General features: G+C 62.1%; 30 protein-coding genes. 29 read left to right on the top strand and 1 reads right to left on the bottom strand.

Annotated features, from left to right (window positions below):
- Window positions 1-19 precede the first annotated feature (19 nt).
- The 25 genes from AYM40_RS18660 (at window position 20) to tatC (ending at window position 18,977) form a co-directional block, all read left to right on the top strand.
- Window positions 20-841, top strand: a complete 822-nt coding sequence (locus AYM40_RS18660) for an ABC transporter ATP-binding protein (RefSeq protein ID WP_063497512.1) — start codon at window positions 20-22, stop codon at window positions 839-841.
- On the top strand, window positions 838-1,605 hold the full coding sequence (mlaE, locus tag AYM40_RS18655; protein WP_063497511.1) for a lipid asymmetry maintenance ABC transporter permease subunit MlaE: 768 nt from the start codon (window positions 838-840) through the stop codon (window positions 1,603-1,605). The genes AYM40_RS18660 and mlaE overlap by 4 nt, the downstream gene beginning before the upstream one ends.
- 91 nt (window positions 1,606-1,696) lie before the next feature.
- Window positions 1,697-2,266, top strand: coding sequence for an outer membrane lipid asymmetry maintenance protein MlaD (gene mlaD / locus AYM40_RS18650; protein WP_063498102.1), 570 nt, complete (start codon window positions 1,697-1,699; stop codon window positions 2,264-2,266).
- A gap of 11 nt (window positions 2,267-2,277) precedes the next feature.
- On the top strand, window positions 2,278-3,315 hold the full coding sequence (locus AYM40_RS18645; RefSeq protein ID WP_063497510.1) for a VacJ family lipoprotein: 1,038 nt from the start codon (window positions 2,278-2,280) through the stop codon (window positions 3,313-3,315).
- 114 nt (window positions 3,316-3,429) lie between these two features.
- Window positions 3,430-4,062 carry an MlaC/ttg2D family ABC transporter substrate-binding protein gene (locus tag AYM40_RS18640; protein ID WP_063497509.1) on the top strand — a complete coding sequence of 211 codons (633 nt, stop codon included), beginning with the start codon at window positions 3,430-3,432 and terminating at the stop codon, window positions 4,060-4,062.
- The gene (locus AYM40_RS18635) at window positions 4,059-4,361 is read left to right on the top strand and encodes an STAS domain-containing protein (RefSeq protein WP_063497508.1); all 303 of its coding nucleotides are present in this window, start codon (window positions 4,059-4,061) and stop codon (window positions 4,359-4,361) included. Before AYM40_RS18640 ends, AYM40_RS18635 begins: the two co-directional genes overlap by 4 nt.
- A 318-nt stretch (window positions 4,362-4,679) precedes the next feature.
- Window positions 4,680-5,612 (top strand): ABC transporter ATP-binding protein, encoded by a 933-nt coding sequence (locus AYM40_RS18630; protein WP_063497507.1) that lies wholly within the window; start codon window positions 4,680-4,682, stop codon window positions 5,610-5,612.
- Window positions 5,609-6,364 carry an ABC transporter permease gene (locus AYM40_RS18625; protein ID WP_063497506.1) on the top strand — a complete coding sequence of 252 codons (756 nt, stop codon included), beginning with the start codon at window positions 5,609-5,611 and terminating at the stop codon, window positions 6,362-6,364. The genes AYM40_RS18630 and AYM40_RS18625 overlap by 4 nt, the downstream gene beginning before the upstream one ends.
- A 15-nt stretch (window positions 6,365-6,379) precedes the next feature.
- Window positions 6,380-6,619, top strand: coding sequence for a BolA family protein (locus AYM40_RS18620; RefSeq protein WP_063497505.1), 240 nt, complete (start codon window positions 6,380-6,382; stop codon window positions 6,617-6,619).
- 111 nt (window positions 6,620-6,730) lie between these two features.
- Window positions 6,731-7,993, top strand: a complete 1,263-nt coding sequence (murA, locus tag AYM40_RS18615) for a UDP-N-acetylglucosamine 1-carboxyvinyltransferase (RefSeq protein WP_063498101.1) — start codon at window positions 6,731-6,733, stop codon at window positions 7,991-7,993.
- Window positions 7,990-8,688 carry an ATP phosphoribosyltransferase gene (hisG, locus tag AYM40_RS18610; protein WP_063497504.1) on the top strand — a complete coding sequence of 233 codons (699 nt, stop codon included), beginning with the start codon at window positions 7,990-7,992 and terminating at the stop codon, window positions 8,686-8,688. The genes murA and hisG overlap by 4 nt, the downstream gene beginning before the upstream one ends.
- Before the next feature lie 61 nt (window positions 8,689-8,749).
- Window positions 8,750-10,072: a histidinol dehydrogenase gene (gene hisD, locus AYM40_RS18605; RefSeq protein WP_063497503.1), complete on the top strand. Its 1,323-nt coding sequence runs from the start codon at window positions 8,750-8,752 to the stop codon at window positions 10,070-10,072.
- A 182-nt stretch (window positions 10,073-10,254) separates the two neighbouring features.
- Window positions 10,255-11,325 (top strand): histidinol-phosphate transaminase, encoded by a 1,071-nt coding sequence (gene hisC / locus AYM40_RS18600; protein WP_063497502.1) that lies wholly within the window; start codon window positions 10,255-10,257, stop codon window positions 11,323-11,325.
- Between the two features lie 114 nt (window positions 11,326-11,439).
- Window positions 11,440-12,027, top strand: coding sequence for an imidazoleglycerol-phosphate dehydratase HisB (gene hisB, locus AYM40_RS18595; RefSeq protein ID WP_063497501.1), 588 nt, complete (start codon window positions 11,440-11,442; stop codon window positions 12,025-12,027).
- 105 nt (window positions 12,028-12,132) lie between these two features.
- Window positions 12,133-12,753: a YchE family NAAT transporter gene (locus AYM40_RS18590; RefSeq protein WP_063497500.1), complete on the top strand. Its 621-nt coding sequence runs from the start codon at window positions 12,133-12,135 to the stop codon at window positions 12,751-12,753.
- Window positions 12,750-13,391 (top strand): imidazole glycerol phosphate synthase subunit HisH, encoded by a 642-nt coding sequence (hisH, locus tag AYM40_RS18585; protein ID WP_063497499.1) that lies wholly within the window; start codon window positions 12,750-12,752, stop codon window positions 13,389-13,391. Before AYM40_RS18590 ends, hisH begins: the two co-directional genes overlap by 4 nt.
- 223 nt (window positions 13,392-13,614) lie before the next feature.
- Window positions 13,615-14,367: a 1-(5-phosphoribosyl)-5-[(5-phosphoribosylamino)methylideneamino]imidazole-4-carboxamide isomerase gene (hisA, locus tag AYM40_RS18580; RefSeq protein WP_054036624.1), complete on the top strand. Its 753-nt coding sequence runs from the start codon at window positions 13,615-13,617 to the stop codon at window positions 14,365-14,367.
- Between the two features lie 202 nt (window positions 14,368-14,569).
- A complete protein-coding gene (gene hisF, locus AYM40_RS18575; RefSeq protein ID WP_063497498.1) occupies window positions 14,570-15,343 on the top strand; it encodes an imidazole glycerol phosphate synthase subunit HisF in 774 nt (257 codons plus the stop codon).
- Window position 15,344: 1 nt separating this feature from the next.
- Window positions 15,345-15,755: a phosphoribosyl-AMP cyclohydrolase gene (gene hisI, locus AYM40_RS18570; RefSeq protein WP_181448384.1), complete on the top strand. Its 411-nt coding sequence runs from the start codon at window positions 15,345-15,347 to the stop codon at window positions 15,753-15,755.
- Window positions 15,752-16,144: a phosphoribosyl-ATP diphosphatase gene (locus AYM40_RS18565; RefSeq protein ID WP_063497497.1), complete on the top strand. Its 393-nt coding sequence runs from the start codon at window positions 15,752-15,754 to the stop codon at window positions 16,142-16,144. The genes hisI and AYM40_RS18565 overlap by 4 nt, the downstream gene beginning before the upstream one ends.
- A 96-nt stretch (window positions 16,145-16,240) precedes the next feature.
- Window positions 16,241-16,636 carry a DUF4870 family protein gene (locus AYM40_RS18560; RefSeq protein ID WP_063497496.1) on the top strand — a complete coding sequence of 132 codons (396 nt, stop codon included), beginning with the start codon at window positions 16,241-16,243 and terminating at the stop codon, window positions 16,634-16,636.
- 82 nt (window positions 16,637-16,718) lie between these two features.
- Entirely contained in the window at window positions 16,719-17,084 is a 366-nt protein-coding gene (locus tag AYM40_RS18555) for a histidine triad nucleotide-binding protein (RefSeq protein ID WP_063497495.1), read from the top strand.
- Between the two features lie 281 nt (window positions 17,085-17,365).
- The gene (gene tatA / locus AYM40_RS18550) at window positions 17,366-17,605 is read left to right on the top strand and encodes a Sec-independent protein translocase subunit TatA (protein ID WP_063497494.1); all 240 of its coding nucleotides are present in this window, start codon (window positions 17,366-17,368) and stop codon (window positions 17,603-17,605) included.
- Window positions 17,606-17,644: 39 nt separating this feature from the next.
- Window positions 17,645-18,163 (top strand): Sec-independent protein translocase protein TatB, encoded by a 519-nt coding sequence (gene tatB, locus AYM40_RS18545; RefSeq protein ID WP_063497493.1) that lies wholly within the window; start codon window positions 17,645-17,647, stop codon window positions 18,161-18,163.
- Window positions 18,164-18,197: 34 nt separating this feature from the next.
- Entirely contained in the window at window positions 18,198-18,977 is a 780-nt protein-coding gene (gene tatC, locus AYM40_RS18540; RefSeq protein WP_063497492.1) for a twin-arginine translocase subunit TatC, read from the top strand.
- Window positions 18,978-19,072: 95 nt separating this feature from the next.
- On the opposite strand, the gene AYM40_RS18535 is transcribed toward tatC, so the two are convergent.
- Complete coding sequence (locus AYM40_RS18535; protein ID WP_054036636.1) at window positions 19,073-20,296, bottom strand: Do family serine endopeptidase; 1,224 nt, start codon at window positions 20,294-20,296, stop codon at window positions 19,073-19,075.
- Between the two features lie 19 nt (window positions 20,297-20,315).
- Here AYM40_RS18535 and AYM40_RS18530 point away from each other — a divergent pair, with 19 nt between their 5' ends.
- The 4 genes from AYM40_RS18530 (at window position 20,316) to AYM40_RS18515 (ending at window position 24,061) form a co-directional block, all read left to right on the top strand.
- Window positions 20,316-21,062: a Nif3-like dinuclear metal center hexameric protein gene (locus tag AYM40_RS18530; protein WP_063497491.1), complete on the top strand. Its 747-nt coding sequence runs from the start codon at window positions 20,316-20,318 to the stop codon at window positions 21,060-21,062.
- 221 nt (window positions 21,063-21,283) lie between these two features.
- On the top strand, window positions 21,284-21,904 hold the full coding sequence (gene petA / locus AYM40_RS18525; protein WP_063497490.1) for a ubiquinol-cytochrome c reductase iron-sulfur subunit: 621 nt from the start codon (window positions 21,284-21,286) through the stop codon (window positions 21,902-21,904).
- Window positions 21,904-23,283 carry a cytochrome b gene (locus AYM40_RS18520; RefSeq protein ID WP_063497489.1) on the top strand — a complete coding sequence of 460 codons (1,380 nt, stop codon included), beginning with the start codon at window positions 21,904-21,906 and terminating at the stop codon, window positions 23,281-23,283. Before petA ends, AYM40_RS18520 begins: the two co-directional genes overlap by 1 nt.
- A 22-nt stretch (window positions 23,284-23,305) precedes the next feature.
- Complete coding sequence (locus AYM40_RS18515; protein ID WP_063497488.1) at window positions 23,306-24,061, top strand: cytochrome c1; 756 nt, start codon at window positions 23,306-23,308, stop codon at window positions 24,059-24,061.
- The last annotated feature ends 61 nt before the right edge of the window (window positions 24,062-24,122 follow it).

Below are 24,122 nucleotides of genomic sequence, written 5' to 3'. Positions count from 1 at the left end.
TAAAAGGACTGTCAGTTTCGTGTCTTCCACCCCCGAGACCTTACTCGAGCTGCGCGACGTCGACTTCGGTTATGGCGACCGGCTCGTCCTGTCGAACCTGAATCTGCGCTTCAAGCGCGGCCAGGTCGTCGCGGTCATGGGCGGCTCGGGTTGCGGCAAAACCACAGTGCTGCGCCTGATCGGCGGTCTGGTGCGCGCCCAGCGCGGCCAGATCCTGTTTCATGGCCAGGATATCGGCCAGCAGACGCGTGAGGGCCTCTACGCGCTGCGCCGCAAGATGGGCATGCTGTTCCAGTTCGGCGCGCTGTTCACCGACATGTCGGTGTTCGAAAACGTCGCCTTCGCGCTGCGCGAGCACACCGACCTCCCCGAAGAACTGCTTCGCGACCTCGTGTTGATGAAGCTCAACGCGGTCGGGTTGCGTGGCGCGCGCGACCTGGCGCCGTCGGAGATTTCGGGCGGCATGGCGCGGCGTGTGGCGCTGGCCCGGGCGATTGCGCTCGACCCCGAGCTGATGATGTACGACGAGCCGTTCGCCGGTCTCGATCCGATCTCGCTCGGCATCACCGCGAACCTGATTCGCGCGCTGAATCAGGCACTTGGCGCGACTTCGATCCTCGTCACGCACGACGTGCCGGAATCGTTCGCGATTGCCGATTACGTCTATTTCCTCGCCAACGGCGGGGTGCATGCCGAAGGCACGCCGGCTGAGCTGCGCGCGTCGGCCGATCCTACGGTGCGCCAGTTTATCGACGGCGCGCCGGACGGCCCGTTCAAATTCCACTACCCCAGCAAGACGCCGCTCGCGGCGGACTTCGGCATCGGCGGAGGTCAGTCATGATCCATTCGCTTGGTCGCCGGGTGATCGACGGGTTGGGCACGGCGGGCTATGCCACGCGTTTCTTCTTCCGGCTGCTGGTCGAGTTTTTCCCGCTGCTGCGCCGGCCGCGCCTTGTCACGAAGCAGATCCACTTCGTGGGTAATTATTCGCTGGTGATCATCGCCGTGTCGGGGCTGTTCGTCGGCTTCGTGCTCGGCTTGCAGGGTTATTACACGCTCAACCGCTACGGTTCCGAACAGGCGTTGGGGCTGCTGGTCGCGCTTTCGCTGGTGCGCGAACTCGGGCCGGTGGTCACGGCGCTCCTGTTCGCGGGCCGCGCCGGCACGTCGCTCACAGCCGAGATCGGCTTGATGAAGGCGGGCGAGCAATTGACCGCGATGGAAATGATGGCGGTGGATCCGGTGAAAGTGGTGGTGGCGCCGCGTCTGTGGGCGGGCATCATTTCCATGCCGATTCTGGCCGCGATTTTCAGCGCGGTCGGCGTGTTCGGCGGCTACGTAGTAGGTGTGCTGCTGATCGGCGTCGACGCCGGCGCGTTCTGGTCGCAGATGCAGGGTGGTGTCGATGTCTGGCGCGACGTGGGCGCCGGGGTCGTCAAGAGCGTGGTGTTCGGCCTCGCGGTGACCTTCGTGGCGCTGTTTCAAGGCTACGAAGCCAAGCCGACGCCGGAGGGCGTGTCGCGCGCCACGACCAAGACGGTCGTATACGCGTCGCTTGCGGTGCTTGGCCTCGATTTTCTGCTGACCGCACTGATGTTCAGCTAAAACTGCGCTGCACGTTTTCGCTCGGCGGGCGCGCCTCGGGTTGCGCGTGACGGGAGCGGGAGCAGCGTGGCGGATTCACTTTGGGATGACGATGAAAAAGACTGTTCTCGACTTCTGGGTCGGCCTGTTCGTAGTGCTGGGTTTCGTGGCGCTGCTGTTTCTCGCGCTGAAGGCCGGCAACATGAGCTCGTTGTCGTTTCAGGCAACGTACCCGGTCAAGCTCAAGTTCGACAATATCGGCGGACTGAAGGCGCGCGCACCGGTGAAGAGCGCGGGCGTGACGGTCGGCCGGGTTGCCTCGATCGGCTTTGACAGCAATGCGTATCAGGCTGTCGTCACGATCGACATCGACACGCAATATTCGTTTCCGAAAGACACCTCGGCGAAGATCCTGACCTCGGGTCTGCTGGGCGAGCAATACATCGGGCTCGAACCCGGTGGCGACAGCGAGATGCTTAAAGCGGGTGACACGATTTCGATGACACAATCGGCGATCGTGCTGGAAAACCTGATCGGACAATTCCTGTATAGCAAGGCCGCGGACTCGGGCGCATCCAAGCCGGGCGCGGCTTCGGCTGCACCTGCACCTGCTGTTGCCCCCGCCACGGCGCCCGCGCCGGCGGCGCCGACTTCGCCCGCCTCCGGCGCGGCCGGTCAATGAGGAGAATAAAAATGCAGACCCCAGGCAAACGAGGCGTGCGCACCGTCCAGATCGCGACGTTCGCCCTCGCGGCCGCTACGCTCGCTGGCTGCTCGACCGTGCAGACGCCGACCAAGGGCGACCCGCTCGAGGGTTTGAACCGCACGATCTTCACCGTCAACGACAAGCTCGACCAGTACGCGCTGAAGCCAGTCGCGAAGGGCTATGTCTGGGCGACGCCGCAACCGGTGCGCGACAGCGTCACCAACTTCTTCTCGAACATCGGCGACGTCTACATCGCGGCGAACAACCTGCTGCAGTTGAAGATCACCGATGGCGTCGAAGACATCATGCGGATCGTGATCAACACGGTGTTCGGTGTCGGCGGTCTGTTCGATGTGGCCACGCTCGCCAAGCTGCCCAAGCACGACAACGACCTCGGCCTGACGCTCGGCCACTACGGCGTGCCGGCGGGCCCGTACCTCGTGCTGCCGCTGTTCGGGCCGAGCACGGTGCGCGACGCGGTAGGCTCGATCGGCAACTACTATGTGAATCCGCTCAGCTATATTCACCCGGATGGTCTGAGCTGGGCGCTGTACGGCCTGAATGTGATCAACACGCGTGCCAATCTGCTGGGCGCGAGCGATGTGCTGGAAGGCGCCGCGCTCGACAAGTACTCGTTCGTGCGTAATGCGTATCTGCAACGCCGCCAGTATCTGCTGTCGGAAAGTAAGCAATCGCAGGCGCTGCCGAACTACGGCGATGAAGCTCCGCTGCCGAAGTACGACGAGGGGGAAGGTGGTGCGGCTGCTGCCCCGGCAGGCACGCCGGGTGCTGCCGCGAAAGCACCGGCTGCGTCCGGTGCGGCCGCCGCAACGCCGCCGCAAGCTGCTTCGGCGGTTGGCGCCACCACGGGTGCAACCGGCACGGCTGCTGCGCCGGAAGCCGCCTCCGGCAGCGCCGAAACGCCGCCGCTCGATCTGAACGGCGGTCCGGAAACCACACAGATCCCGGCCGGTCAACTGGTCCCGCCGACGCGTTTCAACTTTCCGTCATTTAAATTGCGTTAATTGTGCAGCCGTAACACCTCGATACGACTCTCGCAGTTTGCGCATGGATTGCTGCTGAACTCGCGTGTTAATGTCGCCTCAAACGGTTGCACTATTTTTAAGGCAAGGCTCGATATGAAAAAATTCTTCCTGATTCCGTTGTTTGCTGCGCTGTTCTCGTTCGCTAGTGCTGGTGCATCGGCACAAACTGTCGACTCGAGTTCGCCCGATACGCTGGTTAAGACCGTCACCCAGCAGGTGGTCGACGCGATCCACGCCGACAAGTCGATCCAGCAAGGCGACATCACCCACATCACCAGGCTCGTCAACGAAAAGATCCTGCCGTACACCGACTTCCGCCGCACCACGCAACTGGCGATGGGCCGCAACTGGCGCACCGCCACGCCGGAGCAGCAAGACGCCGTGGTCGAGCAGTTCAAGATGCTGCTGATCCGCACGTACTCGGGCGCGCTCGCCCAGGTCCGCGACCAGCAGATCCAGTACAAGCCGTTCCGCATGAACCCAGACGACACCGACACGGTGGTGCGCTCGGTGGTGATGAACAACGGCTCGCCGATCGAACTCGACTACCGTCTGTACAAGACGCCGAACGGCTGGCGCGTGTATGACATCAACGTGCTCGGCGCGTGGCTGATCCAGGCGTATCAGCAGCAGTTCAACGAGCAGATCCAGCAGAAGGGCGTGGACGGACTGATCCAGTTCCTCACGCAGCGTAACCAGCAACTCGCCGCGGGCAAGCAGTCGTGAGCGAAGTGCTGAACGCCGTCGCAAGCCGCTTTGAAAGCGGCGCGACGCTGACCCATGAGAGCGCGAAAGCCGCGTTCGAGGCGGGTTTGCAGCGTATCGCCGCGGGCGCAACGGGCGTGGATTGCGCGCCGCTCGCGCAATTCGACTCGTCCGCGCTTGCTGTCCTGTTTGCGTGGGAGCGTGCTGCTCAGGCACGCGGCATGGCGTTCGAGATCGTCAACCTGCCGGCTGGTCTCGCCAGCCTCGCCCAAGCCTACGGCGTCGACACCCTGCTGTGTCGACCGGAGTTAGCGCTTTAGCGCTTACTCCGGTCCCATGCAACGCAGTCGACCAGAGTTCGCGCTTTAGCGCTTACTCCGGTCCCATGCAACGCGGTCGACCAGAGTTCGCGCTTTAGCGCGCTACTCCGGCCCCCCACCGCATGTTTGCTGCGCGCCCCGACATTGACGCTCCCATAGCGTCACTTCCAATCGCCCCGGCTCAGGCGGGGCTGTCGATTTTTGCCCTATAATCAAACGTTTTTCGGGGCATATAACCGGCCCCAATTTCGTCCCTTCCAGCACTTTTGCGCCCCCTCAGGGCTCCTTTAGGCGCCGCTCCGCAGGCGGCCCACAGTCATGTCAGCCATAGAAATTCGTAACGTCAAGAAGCGCTACAAGGACTTGCAGGCGCTCAAGGGCGTCAGCCTCGCGGTAGAAGAAGGCGAGTTCTTCGGACTGCTCGGTCCGAACGGCGCGGGCAAGACGACGCTCATCAGCATCCTCGCCGGTCTCGCGCGCGCCGATGAAGGCAGCATCGCGGTTCGCGGGCACGACGTAGTCAGCGATTTCCGCGGCGCGCGCCGCGCGCTCGGCGTGGTGCCGCAGGAACTCGTGTTCGATCCGTTCTTCACCGTGCGCGAAACCTTGCGCATCCAGTCCGGCTACTACGGGCTGCGCAATAACGACGCGTGGATCGACGAGATCATGGCCAATCTCGATCTCACCGAAAAAGCCGACGTCAACATGCGCGCGCTGTCGGGCGGCATGAAGCGCCGCGTGCTCGTGGCGCAGGCGCTGGTGCACCGGCCGCCGGTGATCGTGCTGGATGAGCCCACTGCCGGTGTCGACGTCGAGTTGCGTCAAACCTTGTGGAAATTCATCTCGCGCCTGAATCGCGAAGGGCACACGATCGTGCTGACCACACACTATCTGGAAGAAGCCGAATCGCTGTGCGACCGCATCGCGATGTTACGGCGCGGCGAAGTTGTCGCGCTCGAGCGCACCAGCACGCTGCTGCAGCGCTTTGCCGGCATGCAGCTGTTCCTGCGCTTTGCACAAGGCGTATTGCCGGCGGAGTTGCGTCCGCTCGAAGTGGAAAGCGGCGTGGGCAACGGCAACGGCCGTCAGCATCTGCTGCGGCTCGTGAGCTACGACGACGTCGAGCGGATTCTCGCGCAGTGCCGCGCAGCGGGCTGCACATTCGAAGAAATCGAGGTTCGCAAAGCCGACCTCGAAGATGTGTTCGTTCAGGTGATGAACGGTCCAGAAGTGATCGAGGGGCTGGCATGAGCGGCTTTCGCACGCTGTTTTACAAGGAAATCCTGCGTTTCTGGAAGGTGTCGTTTCAGACCGTGCTGGCGCCGGTTATCACCGCGCTGCTGTATCTGACGATTTTCGGCCACGCGTTGCGCGGTCACGTTCAGGTCTATCCGGGCGTCGAGTACACGAGCTTCCTGGTTCCCGGCCTCGTGATGATGAGCGTGTTGCAGAACGCCTTTGCGAATAGCTCGTCCTCGCTGATCCAGTCGAAGATTACCGGCAACCTGGTGTTCGTGCTGCTACCGCCGCTCTCGCACTATGAGATGTTCAGTGCGTACGCGCTCGCTGCCGTGGCACGTGGTCTGGCGGTCGGCTTCGGCGTGTTCATCGTGACGATCTGGTTCGTGCCGATCAGCTTCAGCGCGCCGCTTTACATCGTCGTGTTCGCGATTTTCGGCGCGGCGATCCTGGGCACACTGGGTTTGATCGCCGGCATCTGGGCCGAAAAATTCGATCAGCTTGCCGCATTTCAAAACTTTCTGATTATGCCGCTCACGTTCCTCTCGGGCGTGTTCTACTCGACGCATACGCTGCCACCGGTGTGGCGTGAAGTGTCGCGGCTCAATCCCTTTTTCTACATGATCGACGGCTTTCGCTACGGTTTCTTCGGGGTGTCGGATATCAATCCGCTCGTGAGCCTTGCGATCGTTGCCGGTTTCTTTGTGGTGCTGGCCGTGGTGGCGATGCGCATGCTCGCCTCCGGCTACAAACTGCGCCACTGATCAGGAGCTTCTCTCATGTTGCCGACTCCAGAGCAGGTCAAGCAATACATCGCGGCTGGGCTCGCTTGCCAGCATCTCGAAGTCGAGGGCGACGGTCAGCATTTCTTTGCGACCATCGTTTCGCCGAGCTTCGAAGGCAAGCGTCTGATCCAGCGCCATCAACTCGTGTACGCGGCGCTCGGCGACCGCATGCGCGAAGAAATCCACGCGCTCAGCATGAAGACGCTGACGCCCGCCGAATGGCAGACCGCGTAATCTGGAAATTTAGTGCGAATTACTCAGGAAGGGCGCGACGCCGGTAGCGGCGCGCCGAACACAGTCAAAGCAGTCCCGGTTGAAGTCCGGGTCGATCAGGAACTGACAGGCATGGATAAACTCATCATTGAAGGTGGCTACCCGCTGTCGGGTGAAGTTGTCGTCTCAGGCGCGAAGAACGCGGCGTTGCCGATCCTGTGCGCGAGTCTGCTCAGCGCGGAACCGGTGCATCTGGAAAACGTGCCCGACTTGCAGGACGTGCGCACGATGCTGAAGCTGCTTGGCCAGATGGGCGTGCGCATCGAGAGCGGTGAAGGGCGCGTGTCGCTGGACGCGTCGAAGGTCGATAACCTCGTCGCGCCGTATGAACTCGTGAAGACCATGCGTGCGTCGATCCTGGTGCTTGGCCCGCTGGTGGCGCGCTTCGGCCACGCCAGGGTGTCGCTGCCGGGTGGCTGCGCAATCGGCGCGCGTCCGGTGGATCAGCACATCAAGGGTCTGCAGGCAATGGGCGCCGAGATCACGATCGAGCATGGCTACATCGAAGCGCGTGCGAAGCGTCTGAAGGGCGCGCGCATCGTGACCGACGTGATTACGGTGACGGGCACCGAAAACCTGCTGATGGCGGCGGTGCTTGCCGAAGGCGAGACGGTCATCGAGAACGCCGCGCGTGAGCCGGAAGTCGGTGACCTCGCGCATCTGCTGGTCGAGATGGGCGCGAAGATCGAAGGCATCGGCACCGACCGTCTGGTGATTCAGGGTGTCGACAAGCTGCATGGCGCAAAGCATAGGGTGATTCCGGATCGCATTGAAGCCGGCACGTTCCTGTGCGCGGTCGCGGCTGCCGGTGGCGATGTCACATTGCGCCGCGTGCGTCCGCTGATCCTTGAAGCCGTCACCGAAAAGCTGCGTGAAGCCGGCGTCACGATCGAAGAAGGCGAAGACTGGATGCGCGTGCGGATGGACAAGCGTCCGAGTGCGGTGAGCTTCCGCACGTCCGAATACCCGGCGTTCCCGACCGACATGCAGGCGCAGTTCATGGCGCTCAACACGATCGCGGAGGGTACCTCGCAAGCTGTCGAGACGATCTTCGAGAACCGCTTCATGCACGTGCAGGAATTGAACCGTCTCGGCGCGAGCATCACGATCGATGGCAACACCGCGCTCGTGACAGGCGTCGAGAAGCTGTCCGGCGCGAAGGTGATGGCGACCGACCTGCGTGCGTCGGCGAGCCTCGTGATCGCTGCGCTGCGTGCCGAAGGCGAAACGCTGATCGACCGTATCTATCACCTGGATCGCGGTTACGACCGGATGGAGACCAAGCTCAACGCCATCGGCGCCAAGGTGCGCCGCGTCGCCGGGAGCCAGGCATGAGTTCGATGCCGCAAACGTCGTCTTCGCCGGCTGTGAGCGCGCCGCTTACGCTGGCGTTGTCGAAAGGGCGTATCTTCGAAGAGACGCTGCCGCTGCTCGCCGCAGCCGGCATTGAAGTGGCCGAAGATCCGGAAACCTCGCGCAAGCTGATTCTGCCCACGACGGACGCGAACCTGCGGGTGATCATCGTGCGCGCCACAGACGTGCCGACCTACGTCGAATACGGCGCAGCCGACTTCGGCGTGGCAGGCAAGGACGTGCTGCTCGAGCACGGCGGCAGCGGGCTGTATCAGCCGGTCGACCTGGACATTGCGCGTTGCCGGATGTCGGTCGCGGTGGCGGCCGGTTTCGACTACGCGAACGCGGTGCGCCAAGGCGCACGCCTGCGCGTGGCGACCAAGTACGTGGAAACCGCGCGCGAGCATTTTGCCGCCAAGGGCGTGCACGTCGACCTGATCAAGCTGTACGGTTCGATGGAACTGGCGCCGCTGGTCGGCCTCGCCGACGCAATCGTCGACCTGGTGAGTTCGGGCAATACCTTGCGCGCCAACAATCTTGTCGAGGTGGAGGAGATCATGCAGATTTCGTCGCGCCTCGTTGTGAACCAGGCAGCGCTGAAGCTCAAGCGCGCCGCGCTGCGGCCGATCCTCGACGCGTTCGAACGCGCGTCGAAGGCCGGCACTGCGGTGGCCTGAATAGTTTGACCACGCGAGTGGTCAAACTTTTAACGCGCGCCTTACCGAAACGGATATCCGTATGTCTATCAAGATTCGCAAACTCGATTCCAGCGCGCCCGACTTTCACAAGGCGCTGCACGCGGTGCTCGCGTTCGAGGCGAGCGAAGACGAAGCAATCGAGCGCTCGGTCGCGCAGATTCTGAACGACGTGAAGGCACGCGGCGACGCTGCGGTGCTCGAGTACACGAACCGCTTCGACCGTGTCGAGGCGAAGAGCGTCGAGGCGCTCGAGTTGCCGATGTCCGAACTCGAGGCGGCGCTCGAAGGCCTCGAGCCTAAGCGCCGTGCGGCGCTCGAAGCGGCGGCGGCGCGTGTGCGCGGTTACCACGAGAAGCAGAGGATCGAGTGCGGCAGCCATAGCTGGCAGTACACGGAAGCAGACGGCACCGTGCTCGGGCAGAAGGTGACGCCGCTGGATCGTGCGGGTATCTATGTGCCGGGTGGCAAGGCGGCGTATCCGTCGTCGGTGCTGATGAACTCGATTCCGGCGCGCGTGGCCGGCGTGCGCGAAATCGTCATGGTCGTGCCCACGCCGGACGGCGTGAAGAATCCTCTGGTGCTGGCGGCCGCCTTGCTGGGCGGCGTGGATCGCGTGTTTACGATCGGCGGCGCGCAGGCGGTGGGCGCATTGGCGTACGGCACGGAAACGGTGCCCGCAGTCGACAAGATCTGCGGCCCGGGCAACGCCTATGTCGCGTCGGCCAAGCGCCGTGTGTTCGGCACGGTCGGTATCGACATGATCGCTGGGCCGTCGGAAATTCTCGTGCTGTGCGACGGGACGACGGACCCGCGTTGGATCGCGATGGATCTGTTCTCGCAAGCCGAGCACGACGAGCTCGCGCAATCCATCCTGCTGTGCCCGGACGATGCATTCATCGCCCGCGTGCGCGACGCGATCAACGAACTGCTGCCGAGCATGCCGCGCCGGGATGTGATCCGCGCGTCGCTCGAAAGCCGCGGCGCGTTGATCAAGGTGCGCGATATGGCCGAAGCCTGCGCGATTGCCAACGACATTGCCCCTGAACACCTCGAAATCTCGGCGCTGGAACCGCATCAGTGGGGTCAGTTGATCCGCCATGCCGGTGCGATCTTCCTCGGCCGCTACACCAGCGAAAGCCTCGGCGATTACTGCGCGGGGCCGAATCATGTGCTGCCTACTTCGCGTACCGCACGGTTTTCGTCGCCATTGGGCGTCTACGATTTCTTCAAGCGTTCGAGCGTGATCGAGGTCAGTGCGGAAGGTGCGCAGACGCTCGGCGAGATCGCCGCCGAACTCGCTTACGGCGAAGGCCTGCAGGCGCACGCCCGCAGCGCAGAATACCGGATGCGGCAGAACGGCTAAGCGAGGCCGGACGCGGCGAGCCTGAACACGGAGCAGGCGGGCATCGAACCGATGCGTGCGAACTTTACCGACGGATTTCGCGCGGTTTCCCGTTAAATAACGACAATACAGACCAACCTGGGGCCGTCCGCAAGCCGCCGATACCCGGCCGGCGTCTCCCGTGCGGGCAGGTCCACTGACTTATGACGACACCTCAAGACATCATCCGCCGCGACGTGCTCGCGATGACGAGCTATCCGGTTCCGGACGCCACGGGCTATATCAAGCTCGATGCGATGGAAAATCCGTTTCCGCTGCCACCGGTGCTCGCCGCCCATCTGGGCGAGCATCTGGCCGGTGTGGCGCTGAACCGCTACCCGGCGCCGCGCCCGGAAGCGCTGATCGAAAAGATCAAGCGCGTGATGAGCGTGCCCGCGTGTTGCGATGTGCTGCTCGGCAACGGCTCGGATGAAATCATCAGCATGATGTCGGTGGCGTGCGCGAAGCCGGGCGCCAAGGTGCTCGCACCGGTACCGGGTTTCGTGATGTATCAGATGTCGGCGAAGCTGGCGAATCTGGAATTCATCGGCGTGCCGCTGAAGGCCGATTTCACGCTCGACACCGAAGCGATGCTCGCGGCGATCGCCGAGCATGAACCGGCGATCGTCTATCTGGCCTATCCGAATAACCCGACCGGCACGCTGTACGACGATGCGGACATGGAGCGCGTCATCGCCGCGGCGAATAAAAGCCTGGTGGTGATCGACGAGGCATACCAGCCGTTTGCGCAGCAAAGCTGGTTGCCGCGTGCCGATCAGTTCGACAACGTCGTCGTGATGCGTACCGTGTCCAAGCTCGGCCTGGCCGGCATCCGCCTGGGTTATCTGGTCGGCAAGCCCGCCTGGCTCACCGAATTCGACAAGGTGCGCCCGCCCTACAACACCAACGTGCTTACGCAAGCCGCCGCCGATTTCCTGCTCGACCACGTCGACGTGCTCGACACCCAGGCCGCGCAATTGCGCGAAGAACGCACGAGACTCGCGCAAGCCGTGGCCCAATTGCCGGGCGCCGAAGTATTCCCGAGCGCCGGCAACTTCCTGCTGGTGCGGGTGCCGGACGCATCTGTTATGTTCGAAACACTGCTGGCCGCACGGGTTCTGATCAAAAACGTGAGTAAAATGCATCCATTGCTGGTCAATTGTGTGCGTTTGACCGTCGGTTCGCCCGAAGAAAACGCCCAATTGATCGCCGGACTGAAACTCGTGCTGCACTGAACGGCGTGCCGAATGGCCGCGTGAGCGCTTTGCCCTGCCACGGGAAGCGCGCGCGGTCCGCCGTTTTTCTACCCCACACTACTATCGCTTTCTAGCTAGATTCGAGGAATTACCATGCGCCTTGCGGAAGTCGTTCGCAACACCAGCGAAACGCAGATCCGTGTGAAGATCAATCTGGACGGCACCGGTCAGCAGAAGCTGGCCACCGGTGTGGCGTTTCTTGATCACATGCTCGACCAGATCGCACGGCATGGCTTGTTCGACCTCGACATCGAAGCACACGGCGACCTGCATATCGACGACCACCATACGGTCGAAGACGTCGGCATCACCCTCGGCCAGGCCGTCGCGAAGGCAATCGGCGACCGCAAGGGCATTTGCCGCTACGGTCATTCCTACGTGCCGCTCGACGAAGCGCTGTCGCGCGTCGTGATCGACTTTTCCGGGCGTCCGGGCCTCGAATTCCATGTGCCGTTCACGCGTGCACGCATCGGCACGTTCGACGTCGATCTCTCCATTGAATTTTTCCGCGGCTTCGTGAACCACGCCGGCGTCACGCTGCATATCGACAACCTGCGAGGCCTGAACGCCCATCATCAGATGGAAACGGTGTTCAAGGCGTTCGGGCGTGCATTGCGCATGGCCGTCGAGATGGACGAACGCGCGGCGGGACAGATTCCGTCGACCAAGGGCAGCCTTTAAGCGCGCATTTACCGGCGCATTTACCAGCTCATTTACCAGCTCATTTACCAGCTCATTTACCAAACTTAGAACCAGGACCGGCTGCGCTCGCGCACCCGGTGTGCGATGGATATCCTGAAGTCGTTTATTTCGCTGCTGGCGCTGATCAACCCGGTCGGCGCCATCCCGTTCTTTATGAGCCTGACGGCGCATCAGAGCGACGTCGAGCGGCGCAGAACCATCCGTATCGCGGCGATTTCGGTGTTCTGTGTGGTTGCGGTGACGACGCTGCTCGGACAGCAGATCATCAGCTTCTTTGGCATTTCGGTTGGGTCGCTCGAAGTGGGCGGCGGGATCATCATGCTGCTGATGGCGATCAACATGCTGAACGCCCAGATCGGCAACAGCCGTTCGACGGCGGAAGAGCGCGACGAAGCCGAGCAGAAGGACAACATCGCGGTCGTGCCGCTGGCGATCCCGCTGTTGACGGGCCCAGGCGCGATCAGCACCACGATCATCTACGCGGCCGGCTCGGCTCACTGGTACGACCGGCTGAGCCTGATCGCGATCGGCGCCGTGCTGGCGGCGATCTGCTTTTTTTCGCTGCGCCTCGCTGAACCGATTGCCCGTTGGGTCGGTCGCACGGGTATCAACATCGGTACGCGGCTCATGGGTTTGATGTTATCGGCGCTGGCGGTGGAATTCATCGTCGATGGATTGAAGGCATTGCTGCCTAACTTGAAATGAAAACTTCGATAGCGATTGTGGATTACGGAATGGGCAACCTGCGCTCGGTGGCCCAGGCATTGCGCAAAGCCGCGCCGGAAGCGGACGTGGCGATCGTCGATCAGCCCGAAGCGATCCGTTCGGCCGACCGCGTGGTGCTGCCCGGCCAGGGCGCCATGCCCGACTGCATGCGCAGTCTGGCCGAATCCGGCCTGCAGGAAGCGGTCATCGAGGCCTCGCGCAACAAGCCGCTGATGGGCGTGTGCGTCGGCGAGCAGATGTTGTTCGACTGGAGCGCCGAGGGCGATACGCCGGGCTTGGGCCTGTTGCCCGGCAAGGTGCTGCGCTTCGACCTGGAAGGCCAGGTGCAGGACGACGGCTCGCGCTTCAAGGTCCCGCAAATGGGCTGGAACCGCGTGCGCCAGGCGCAGCCGCATCCGTTGTGGGACGGCGTCGCGGATAATGCGTTCTTCTACTTCGTGCACAGCTATTACGTCGTGCCGGACAACGCCGCCCATACGTCGGGCGAAACGGTGTACGGTGTACCCTTTACCTCGGCGGTGGCGCGGGATAACATCTTCGCGACCCAATTCCACCCGGAAAAGAGCGCCGAAGCGGGGCTGCGCGTGTATCGCAACTTCGTGCACTGGAATCCGTGAGCGCCTTTCTTCATCCCGTTGCCGCGCGTCGTTCCGCCACAAGCGGGGCGTCGGCCGTGTGCTACAACCGCAGTAAGACGATTTCGCTCCATCCGCTCCAATATGGCGCTCCGCAAGGGCGTCGAAAGAGTTGTACTAAACTAGCGAAACGGCGTGGTGGCGGGCTGGTTTGTCAGCCGCTGCCGCCGACCTTCAACCACCTCCCTGACAACACCCGATTGCTATGCTGCTGATTCCCGCCATCGACCTGAAAGATGGTCACTGTGTACGCCTCAAACAGGGCGATATGGACCAGGCGACGATATTTTCCGAGGAACCGGCGGCGATGGCCCGGCATTGGGTCGACCGCGGCGCCCGGCGTCTGCACCTCGTCGACCTGAATGGCGCGTTCGCCGGCAAGCCGAAAAATGAAGACGCGATCCGCGCGATCATCGAGGAAGTAGGGGGCGAGATTCCCGTCCAGCTGGGCGGCGGCATCCGTGACCTGAACACGATCGAGCGCTATCTGGACGACGGTCTGTCGTACGTCATCATCGGCACGGCTGCGGTAAAGAATCCGGGCTTCCTGCAGGATGCGTGCACGGCTTTCGGCGGCCATATCATCGTCGGGCTGGATGCGAAAGACGGCAAGGTTGCCACCGACGGCTGGAGCAAGCTGACCGGCCATGAAGTGGCCGATCTGGCGCGCAAGTTCGAGGATTACGGCTGCGAGTCGATCATCTACACCGACATCGGCCGCGACGGCATGCTGCAAGGCATCAACATCGAAGCGACGGTGCGTCTCGCACGCGCGGTGAAGATTCCGGTGATTGCGAGCGGCGGTTTGTCGAACCTCGCGGACATCGAGTCGCTGTGCGAAGTCGAGGACGAAGGCATCGAAGGCGTGATCTGCGGCCGGGCGATCTACTCGGGCGATCTGGACTTCGCGGCTGCGCAGACGCTCGCGGACCGGCTGCGCGAATCGGACGACGCTTAGGTTCACCGCTTGAAGCGTCGCTGTCGACCCGGAATCGACGCAGTAGCGAACCTAAAAGCGGACGCAACGGCGCGTCCCGAAAGCGCGTCGCGCCGCAGGTGTTTCTGTTCGACACCCCTGCGGCGAGCCGCGCCGGCACAGTGCCGCTCGTGAAGATTCAGGCGAGCGGCCTCATCAGCGGTATTGGCAGAATTGCAAGATCATGGCTCTAGCTAAACGCATCATCCCTTGTCTCGACGTCACGGCTGGACGCGTGGTCAAGGGCGTCAACTTCGTCGAACTGCGCGACGCCGGCGATCCGGTCGAAATCGCGCGCCGCTACGACGATCAGGGCGCCGACGAACTGACCTTCCTCGACATTACCGCCACCTCCGATCAGCGCGATCTGATCCTGCCGATCATCGAAGCAGTCGCCTCTCAGGTGTTTATTCCGCTGACGGTCGGCGGTGGCGTGCGCGCTGTCGAGGACGTGCGGCGGCTGCTCAACGCGGGCGCGGACAAGATCAGCATGAATTCGTCGGCGGTCGCGAATCCGCAACTCGTGCGCGACGCGACGGACAAATACGGCTCGCAATGCATCGTCGTCGCCATCGACGCGAAGCGCGTCTCCGCGGACGGCGAGGCGCCGCGCTGGGAAGTCTTCACGCACGGCGGGCGCAAGGCCACCGGCCTCGAAGCCGTCGAATGGGCGCGCAAGATGGCCGAACTGGGCGCGGGCGAAATCCTGCTGACCAGCATGGACCGCGACGGCACCAAGAGCGGCTTCGACCTTGCGCTCACGCGCGCGGTGTCCGACGCGGTGTCGATCCCGGTGATCGCCTCGGGCGGCGTCGGCTCGCTGCAGCATCTGGCCGACGGTATCAAGAGCGGCCATGCGGACGCGGTGCTGGCCGCCAGCATCTTCCACTACGGCGAGCACACGGTGGGCGAGGCCAAGCGCTTCATGGCCGATCAAGGCATTTCGGTGAGGTTGTGACGTGGTGAATCCCTCTGCAGTAGATTGGCTCGACAAGGTCCGGTGGGACGCGAACGGCCTCGTGCCGGTGATCGCGCAGGAAGCGTCGAGCAACGACGTGCTGATGTTCGCGTGGATGAACCGCGAAGCACTGGCGAAAACCGTCGAAACCGGCCGCGCGGTGTACTTCTCGCGCTCGCGCCAGCGCCTGTGGTTCAAAGGTGAAGAATCCGGCCACGTGCAGCATGTGCATGAAGTGCGGCTCGATTGCGACGAAGACGTCGTGTTGCTGAAGGTCGAGCAGGTGTCGGGCATTGCGTGCCACACCGGCCGCCACTCGTGTTTTTTCCAGAAATTCGAAGGCACGGTTGAAGATGGCGGCTGGGCCACCGTCGATCCCGTGTTGAAAGACCCCGAACACATTTACAAATGACGCAATCCACGCAATCCACGGAACCCTCTTCGTCCACGAACGACACGCTGCTGCGCCTTGCGGCCGTCATCGACAGCCGCAAGGGCGGCGATCCGGACGTCTCATACGTGTCGCGCCTGTTCCACAAAGGCGATGACGCAGTGCTCAAGAAGATCGGCGAAGAGGCCACCGAAGTCGTGCTGGCCGCCAAAGACGCGCGCCACGGCGGCGCGCCGAAAGCGCTGGTCGGCGAAGTGGCGGACCTCTGGTTTCACTGCCTCGTGATGCTGTCGCATTTCGACCTGAGCCCGGCGGACGTGCTTGCCGAACTCGAGCGCCGTGAAGGCCTGTCGGGCATCGAGGAAAAGGCGCTGCGCAAGAGCCGCGAGCGCGAGGAAAACGGCGACTGAGTGTCGCCGCCTTGTCACCATTCGTCTTGAAGTGGCGAACGTCGGCACCCACATTGCACTGAACGCATAGGATCGCATCCTCGGGAGGACGCAAGCATGGAACAGTCGCAAGGCAATTATCCGCCGCCGGTCTACCGCAACGCGATCGAACCCGAGCGCGAACGCAGTCTGCGCACGCTCACGCATGTGCTGTACGCGCTATATGCGGTCCATTGGCTGACGGGTGGTCTGACGATTCTGATCGCGATCATCATCAACTATGTGAAGCGGCCCGATGTGGTGGGAACGCCATATGAAGCGCATTTCGAGTGGCAGATCCGCTCGTTCTGGATGGCCTTGCTGGGTTATGCGATCGGCGGCGTGCTGCTGTTCGTGGTGATCGGCATTCCGGTTTTGTGGGCCGTCAGCATCTGGATGTTGTACCGTATTATCAAGGGTTGGCTGTATCTGTACGATAACAAGCCGCTTGCGAATCCGCGTGGCTGGTTTTGAGTCGAGTCCGGTTATGGTCGGGCGGGACACGAACCGTGCCGCGCCACGTTTTGCGCTCTAGCCATATTGTGTCAGGAATACGATGAGTCACGACCCGAACTGCCTTTTCTGCAAGATCGCCGCCGGCGAGATTCCGTCGACTAAAGTCCATGAAGACGAAGAGTTTGTTGCCTTCCGCGACATCCGCCCGGCAGCGGAAACGCATGTGCTGGTGATTCCTCGCAAGCACGTCGCCACGCTGTCGAATTGCACCGAAAGCGAGGCTCCGCTGCTTGGTAGAATGCTTGTTCTGGTAGCGCGTCTGGCCGAGCAGCTGGGCGTGGCGTACACCGGTGGCGACAGCGGTTTTCGCACGGTCATCAATACGGGGCCGGGCGGCGGGCAAGAGGTATATCACCTGCACGCACACATCCTCGCAGGGCCGCGTCCGTGGCAGCGAATGGGCTGACGAATGCGCTGACGAACGCGCTCACAGAGCAGGCTCACAAACAACCGCGGGCTGCGAGGCGCGCGGCGAGTTTTGGTCGCAGACAATAGTGGGGCCGTAGTTTTGGCTGCACTGTAACGACGTCCACGCGCTCGTCAGGTCAGAATGGCACACCGTGTCGCGGGTTGAACCGGAACAGTTCGCGGTAACGTATAGATGGAGCGTACGCGCTTCGATTCACGCCGTAAGGCGCAAGACTATTGCCGCATCACAGTGCGGTGTCGGGGTTAAGGAGAGTAGTCATGGGTTCGTTGAGCATTTGGCATTGGCTGATCGTGTTGCTGATCGTGGCGCTCGTGTTCGGCACGAAGAAGCTGCGCAATATCGGCACCGATCTGGGTGGCGCGGTGAAGGGCTTCAAGGAAGGCATGAAGGAAGCCGAAACGCCTCCAGGTGAAGCGCAGCAGCGCGAACTGCCGCGCAATGGCACGGTAGATGTGGATGCGAAGGAAAAGACGCCACGTTCCGGCGATTACCGCTAAGCCGCGGCCCAACCGCGTTACTGACGGACACTTCACTTCATGCTGGACCTCGGTCTAACCAAGATGGCGCTGATCGGCGTCGTCGCGCTGGTCGTACTCGGGCCTGAGCGCCTGCCTCGCGTCGCCCGCACGGCCGGCGCGCTGTTCGGCCGCGCGCAGCGGTATATCAACGACGTGAAGGCCGAGGTCACCCGCGAAATCGAACTCGACGAATTGCGTCGCATGAAAACCGAGTTCGAAGCGGCGGCGAGCAACGTCGAAACCAGCGTTCAGGAGAATCTGCGCAAGCATGAAGCCGAGCTGAACGACGCGTGGAATAGCGGCACGTCGGTGTCGCCGAGCATTGCCGGCGGCGCGCTTGAGGATGTCAGCAATTCGCCGTGGCAGACCAGCACGCCACCGGCAGGCCCCAAACGCAAGAACTGGCGCGTCAAGCAGACCGCCATGCCCACCTGGTACAAGCGCGCCACCACGCGCCGCACGCGCGTGCAGTCGGGTGCGGCGCGCGTGGCGCGGCATACGCCGGCCTCCATGCGTCGTCCGACGCGGTTCTTCTGATGATCAGAACGACAATCTCTAACCGAGGGCCGGTGTGAGCGACCCCCAGCAAACCCAGGACGAAGGCACTGAAGAGACCTTCATTTCCCACCTCGTTGAATTGCGCGACCGTATCATCCGCGCCGGCCTTGCCGTCATCGTGGTGTTTGTCGGGCTCGTATATTGGGCGCCGGACATCTTCCGGCTGCTGGCGCGGCCCTTGATGCAGAATCTGCCGAAGGACGGCAAGATGATCGTCACCGACGTCACCGGCTCGTTCTTCGTGCCGATGAAGGTGACCATGATGGTCGCCTTCGTGATCGCGCTGCCGGTCGTGCTGTACCAGATCTGGGCGTTCGTCGCGCCGGGTTTGTACCAGCATGAGAAGAAGCTGGTCGGGCCGCTGGTGGGCAGCAGCTACACGCTGTTCCTGTGCGGCATGGCGTTCGCGTACTTCGTGGTGTTTCCGACCATCTTCCGCGTGATGGCGCACTACAACGCGCCGCTGGGCGCGGAGATGAACACCGATATCGACAACTACCTGAGCTTCGTGCTGACCATGTTCCTCGCGTTCGGCGTGACGTTCGAAGTGCCGATTGTCGTGGTGCTGCTGGTCCGCATGAACGTGCTGACCATCAAGAAGCTCAGGGAGATCCGTCCGTATGTGATCGTGGGCGCGTTCGTGATTTCGGCTGTGGTGACGCCGCCGGACGTGTTCTCGCAGCTGATTCTGGCGATTCCGCTGATCGTGCTGTACGAGGCGGGCATCATCGCGGCGCGGTTGATTGTTGGCAAGCAGAAACCTGTGATTGCGGACGACAGTCCGCCGGGTTGAACGGCAGCACAGAGAGACAAACAAAAAGGGCAGTCCATCACGGACTGCCCTTTTTGTTTTGCGATGCACCACCACTGGCCGTTATCTATCGCGTCTCAACCGCCGTCGTCGTCCTGCTGATCGCCGCCGCCGTTGTCCTCGGCCGGTTGCTTCGGTGGAGGCGGGCGCTTGCCGATCGTCACCTCCAGATCCATCTCGTGGCTCTTGCGCACCAGATGAACCTTCGCAGCCGTGCCCGGCTTGATCTGCGCGATGACATTCAACAGACGCGTGGTGTCGGTGATCTCCTGGCCATTCACGCTCACGAGGATGTCGCCGGGCTTGATGCCCGCACGGTCGGCCGGTCCGTTCTTCAGGACGCCTGCGACAATCGCGCCCGACTTCTGCTCAAGCCCAAACGATTCGGCGATTTCCGGCGTCACGTCCTGCGGCTCCACGCCGATCCAGCCGCGCGTGACCGAGCCCGTCGTGATGATGCTCTCCAGCACGCTGCGCGCGGTCGAGACAGGAATCGCAAAGCCGATGCCGAGCGAGCCGCCCGAGCGCGAATAGATGGCGGTATTGATCCCCAGGAGATTGCCGTTCACGTCGACCAGAGCGCCGCCGGAGTTGCCGGGGTTGATGGCCGCGTCGGTCTGAATGAAGTTTTCGAAGGTGTTGATACCGAGGTGATTGCGCCCGAGCGCGCTGACAATGCCCATGGTCACTGTCTGGCCGACGCCGAACGGATTACCGATTGCCAGCACCACGTCGCCCACGCGTGTCTGGTCCATGCGGCCGAGCGTGATGGTGGGCAGGTTGGTCATGTTGACCTTCAGCACGGCCAGGTCGGTCTCGGGATCGACGCCGATCACCTTGGCATTGGTGGTGCGGCCGTCGGCGAGCGCGATTTCGATCTGATCGGCCCCGTCCACGACGTGCTGGTTCGTTAGAATGTAACCTTCCGAACTCACTATCACCCCCGAGCCGAGATTCGACGCGGGTTGCTCCTGCTGCTTGCCTTTGTTCTTGTCGCCAAAGAAGTAACGGAACAACGGATCTTTCGCGCGCGGATCGGGCGGCAGTGAGCCATCCTTGCTGGAGAACACATTGACGACCGCGGGCATGGCCTTTTGCGCGGCGTCTGCATAGGACGCCTGTGCTGGGCCAGTGCCGATGCCTGGCGCTACTTCCCTAAGGGCGACGATCGGTTCGGCGAGCTGCTTGCCGAATTGCCCTTGACGCTGGAGCCACTGCGGTTTGAGGGTCGCAATGATGAACATCAGCGCCAACAGCACAGTCACCGCTTGGGCAAAGAACAGCCAAAAGCGTCTAAGCATCTGAAGACTAGAGGTTTATATGGATCGGATCGAACTTGAATTGTACTTGAACAATCTCCTTGAAACCGCGCGCTTCAAGGACTATTGCCCCAACGGATTGCAGGTCGAAGGGCGCCGCAAGATCAATAAGCTCGCGACCGGTGTGACGGCTTCAGTGGCCTTCCTCGAGGCCGCGCTCGACTGGGGCGCGGACGCGGTGCTGGTCCATCACGGCTACTTCTGGCGCAACGAGGCGCCGCAGATCACCGGCCGCAAACACGCGCGGCTGAAGCTGCTGATCGCCAACGACCTGAACCTGTTCGCCTATCACCTGCCGCTCGACGACCATCCCGAGTTCGGCAACAACGCGCAGATCGGCCAGAAGATGGGCTGGATCAGCGACGCGCGCTTCGGCGAGAACGATCTCGGCTGGCTCGCCACGTTCCCGATGCCGATCACGCTCGCGCACTTCACCGCGCAAGTCGAGCACACGCTCGGCCGCACGCCGCTCGTGTTCGGCGACCCGGATCGCGAACTGCGCCGCGTGGGCTGGTGCACGGGCGCCGCGCAAGGCATGTTCGACGCCGCAATCAACGCGGGCGCCGACGTCTACCTGACCGGCGAAGTGTCGGAGTCGGTGATGCATACCTCGGCGGAAAGCGGGGTGGCGTTCCTCGCGGCCGGCCACCACGCCACGGAGCGCTTCGGCGTGCAGGCGGTGGGCAAACATCTGTCCGAGCAGTTCGATATCGAACACCTGTATATCGATATCCCGAATCCCGTTTGAATTGAAACTTGGCATTAGATAAGAAAAAGGCACGAATAACGTAGAGGGTGCTTAAAAGGAGGTGCGAAAAAGTTTGCGATCCGTACGGAGAAACCCTGACTTATCAAGGGCTTCGCACGGTTTTTGGCAATCGGGCCTTGTAAATGCCGACTCCATTCGAGCAAACTAGCGGCGGTAGAAGCGACGTGAAGGAAAAATCCAACTCAGAAGTGGGGCGTGTAATGCGAGACAAGGAAGATGAACGCGTCGACGGCGGCCGCCGTACCTGGCTGATAGCGACGACCGTAGCAGGTGGCATAGGAGGCGTTGCCACTGTCGTACCCTTTGTTAGTTCGTTTGCACCATCTGAAAAGGCCAAGGCGGCAGGCGCCCCGGTCGAAGTCGATATCAGTGATCTCAAGCCCGGCGACATGAAGACCGTCGCTTGGCGCGGTAAGCCGGTGTGGATCATCAACCGCACCGACAGAATGCTCGCTGACGTCCAGAAAGCCGATAACGAAGTAGCGGATCCCCACACCACGAATCCCTTTTCGATGCCGTTGCCGGAGTACTGCAACAACGAATTCCGTTCGCGCACCGACCACAAGAACCTTTTCGTCGCCGTCGCCGTGTGCACCCATCTGGGCTGTACGCCGACGCCGCGCTTCCAGGAGGGCGCGCAGCCCAATCTTCCCGACGACTGGCCAGGCGGCTTCCTGTGCCCTTGCCACGGCTCGACCTATGACATGGCCGGCCGCGTCTTCAAGAACAAACCTGCGCCGCAGAACCTCGACATCCCGCCCTACATGTTCACGTCGGCCACCGGCCTCGTGATCGGCAAGGACGAGAAAGGAGAAGCGTAATGGCGATCGAACACGAAGTAGAGACGACCGGTCTGGCCGGCTGGATCGACCGCCGTTTTCCCATGACGTCCACTTGGAAAAAGCACGTTTCCGAGTACTACGCGCCGAAGAACTTCAACTTCTGGTACTTCTTCGGTTCGCTCGCGCTGCTGGTGCTGGTCAATCAGATCGTCACCGGCATCTTCCTCACGATGAACTACAAGCCCGACGCGACGCTCGCGTTCTCGTCGGTCGAGTACATCATGCGCGAGGTGCCGTGGGGCTGGCTGATCCGGTATATGCACTCCACGGGCGCGTCGATGTTCTTCGTCGTCGTGTATCTGCACATGTTCCGCGGGCTGATGTACGGCTCGTACCGCAAGCCGCGCGAACTGGTGTGGATCTTCGGCTGCGCGATCTTTCTGTGCCTGATGGCTGAGGCGTTCTTTGGCTACCTGCTGCCGTGGGGCCAGATGTCGTTCTGGGGCGCACAGGTGATCGTGAACCTGTTCTCGGCAATTCCGTTCATCGGGCCGGATCTGTCGCTGTGGATTCGTGGCGACTACGTCGTCTCGGACGTGACGCTGAACCGCTTCTTCGCGTTTCACGTGATCGCGATTCCGCTGGTGCTGATCGGACTGGTGGTTGCTCACCTGGTGGCGCTGCATGAAGTGGGTTCGAACAACCCCGACGGCATCGAGATCAAGGCGAAGAAGGGCCCGGATGGCATTCCGCTCGACGGCATTCCGTTCCACCCGTACTACTCCGTGCACGACTTCATGGGCGTCTCGGTGTTTCTGATCATTTTCGCCGCGATCATTTTTTTCGCACCGGAAATGGGTGGGTACTTCCTTGAAGCAAACAACTTCATTCCCGCCAATTCGTTGCAAACGCCGCAGGAAATTGCGCCAGTGTGGTACTTCACGGCGTTCTATGCGATGCTGCGCGCCACCACCGATCCATTCAAGATCGTGCTGATGATCATCGTCGCGCTGCTCGGCCTCGTTGCCCTGGTGCGCGCACGCGGCAAGTGGAAGCTCGGCTTGCCGGTGCTCGCGGTGCTGGTGGTGCTGGCCATGGCGTTCACCGAATCGAAGTTCTGGGGCGTGGTGGTGATGGGCAGCGCGGTGATCTCATTGTTCTTCCTGCCGTGGCTCGACCGCTCGCCGGTGAAGTCGATCCGTTACCGGCCGTTTTTTCACAAGGTGTTCTACGGGATCTTCGTGCTCGCTTTCCTGACGTTGGGCTTCCTCGGCACCAAACCGCCGTCGCCCGCCTCGACGTTGATTGCTCAGGTGTGTGCGCTGATCTACTTCGCGTTTTTCCTCGGTATGCCCGTCTGGACGCGGCTTGGCACGTTCAAGCAGCCGCCCGAGCGGGTGCGGTTCAAGCCCCACTAATCGCGAGCCAGGAGAACACAAAATGAAAAAACTGCTTTCGACGTGCGCGCTGATCGGCGCGACACTGCTCGCGGTGCTGGCCGGACCGGCGCACGCGGACGAGAATTTCCCTCTCGACCGCGCGCCCGATAACGCGGAGAATTTTGCTTCGTTGCAGCACGGCGCTCAATTGTTTGTAAACTACTGCCTGAATTGCCACAGCGCGAGTCTGATGCGCTACAGCCGGCTGACCGACCTCGGCATCAAGCCGAGCGAAATTCAGGCGAACCTGTTGTTCACTACAGATAAGGTTGGCAACACCATGACTGTGGCGATGCGCCCGGACGACGCGAAAGCGTGGTTCGGCGCGAGTCCGCCGGATTTGTCGGTGGAAGCGCGGGCGCGCGGCAAGGACTGGCTGTACACGTATCTGCGCAGCTTCTATCGCGACAATACGCGGCCGACCGGCTGGAACAATCTGGTGTATGAAAACGTGAGCATGCCTCACGTGCTGTGGCAGCTTCAGGGGCAACGTACCGCGAAGTTCGGTGACGAAACCGACGAAAAAACAGGCGAAACGGTGCACAAATTTGTCGGCTACCAACAGGTCACGCCGGGGACGATGTCGCCGGTAGATTATGATTCTGCTGTGGCCGACCTCGTGTCGTACCTGTCATGGATGTCCGAACCGACGCAGAAAACCCGCAAACAGCTTGGCGTGTGGGTACTGCTTTTCCTCGGCATTCTGAGCTTTTTCGCCTGGCGACTGAACGCCGCGTACTGGAAACATATCAAATAATCACGCCGTCACCCGGCGTGGGGCCGGCGCCAGGAAAAACCTGTTGAACGGTTTTTCCGCG

The sequence above is a fragment of the Paraburkholderia phytofirmans OLGA172 genome, assembly GCF_001634365.1.
Taxonomy (GTDB): domain Bacteria; phylum Pseudomonadota; class Gammaproteobacteria; order Burkholderiales; family Burkholderiaceae; genus Paraburkholderia.
Note: the sequence above shows the minus strand (reverse complement) of the source record. Positions and strands in the feature narration are given on the sequence as shown.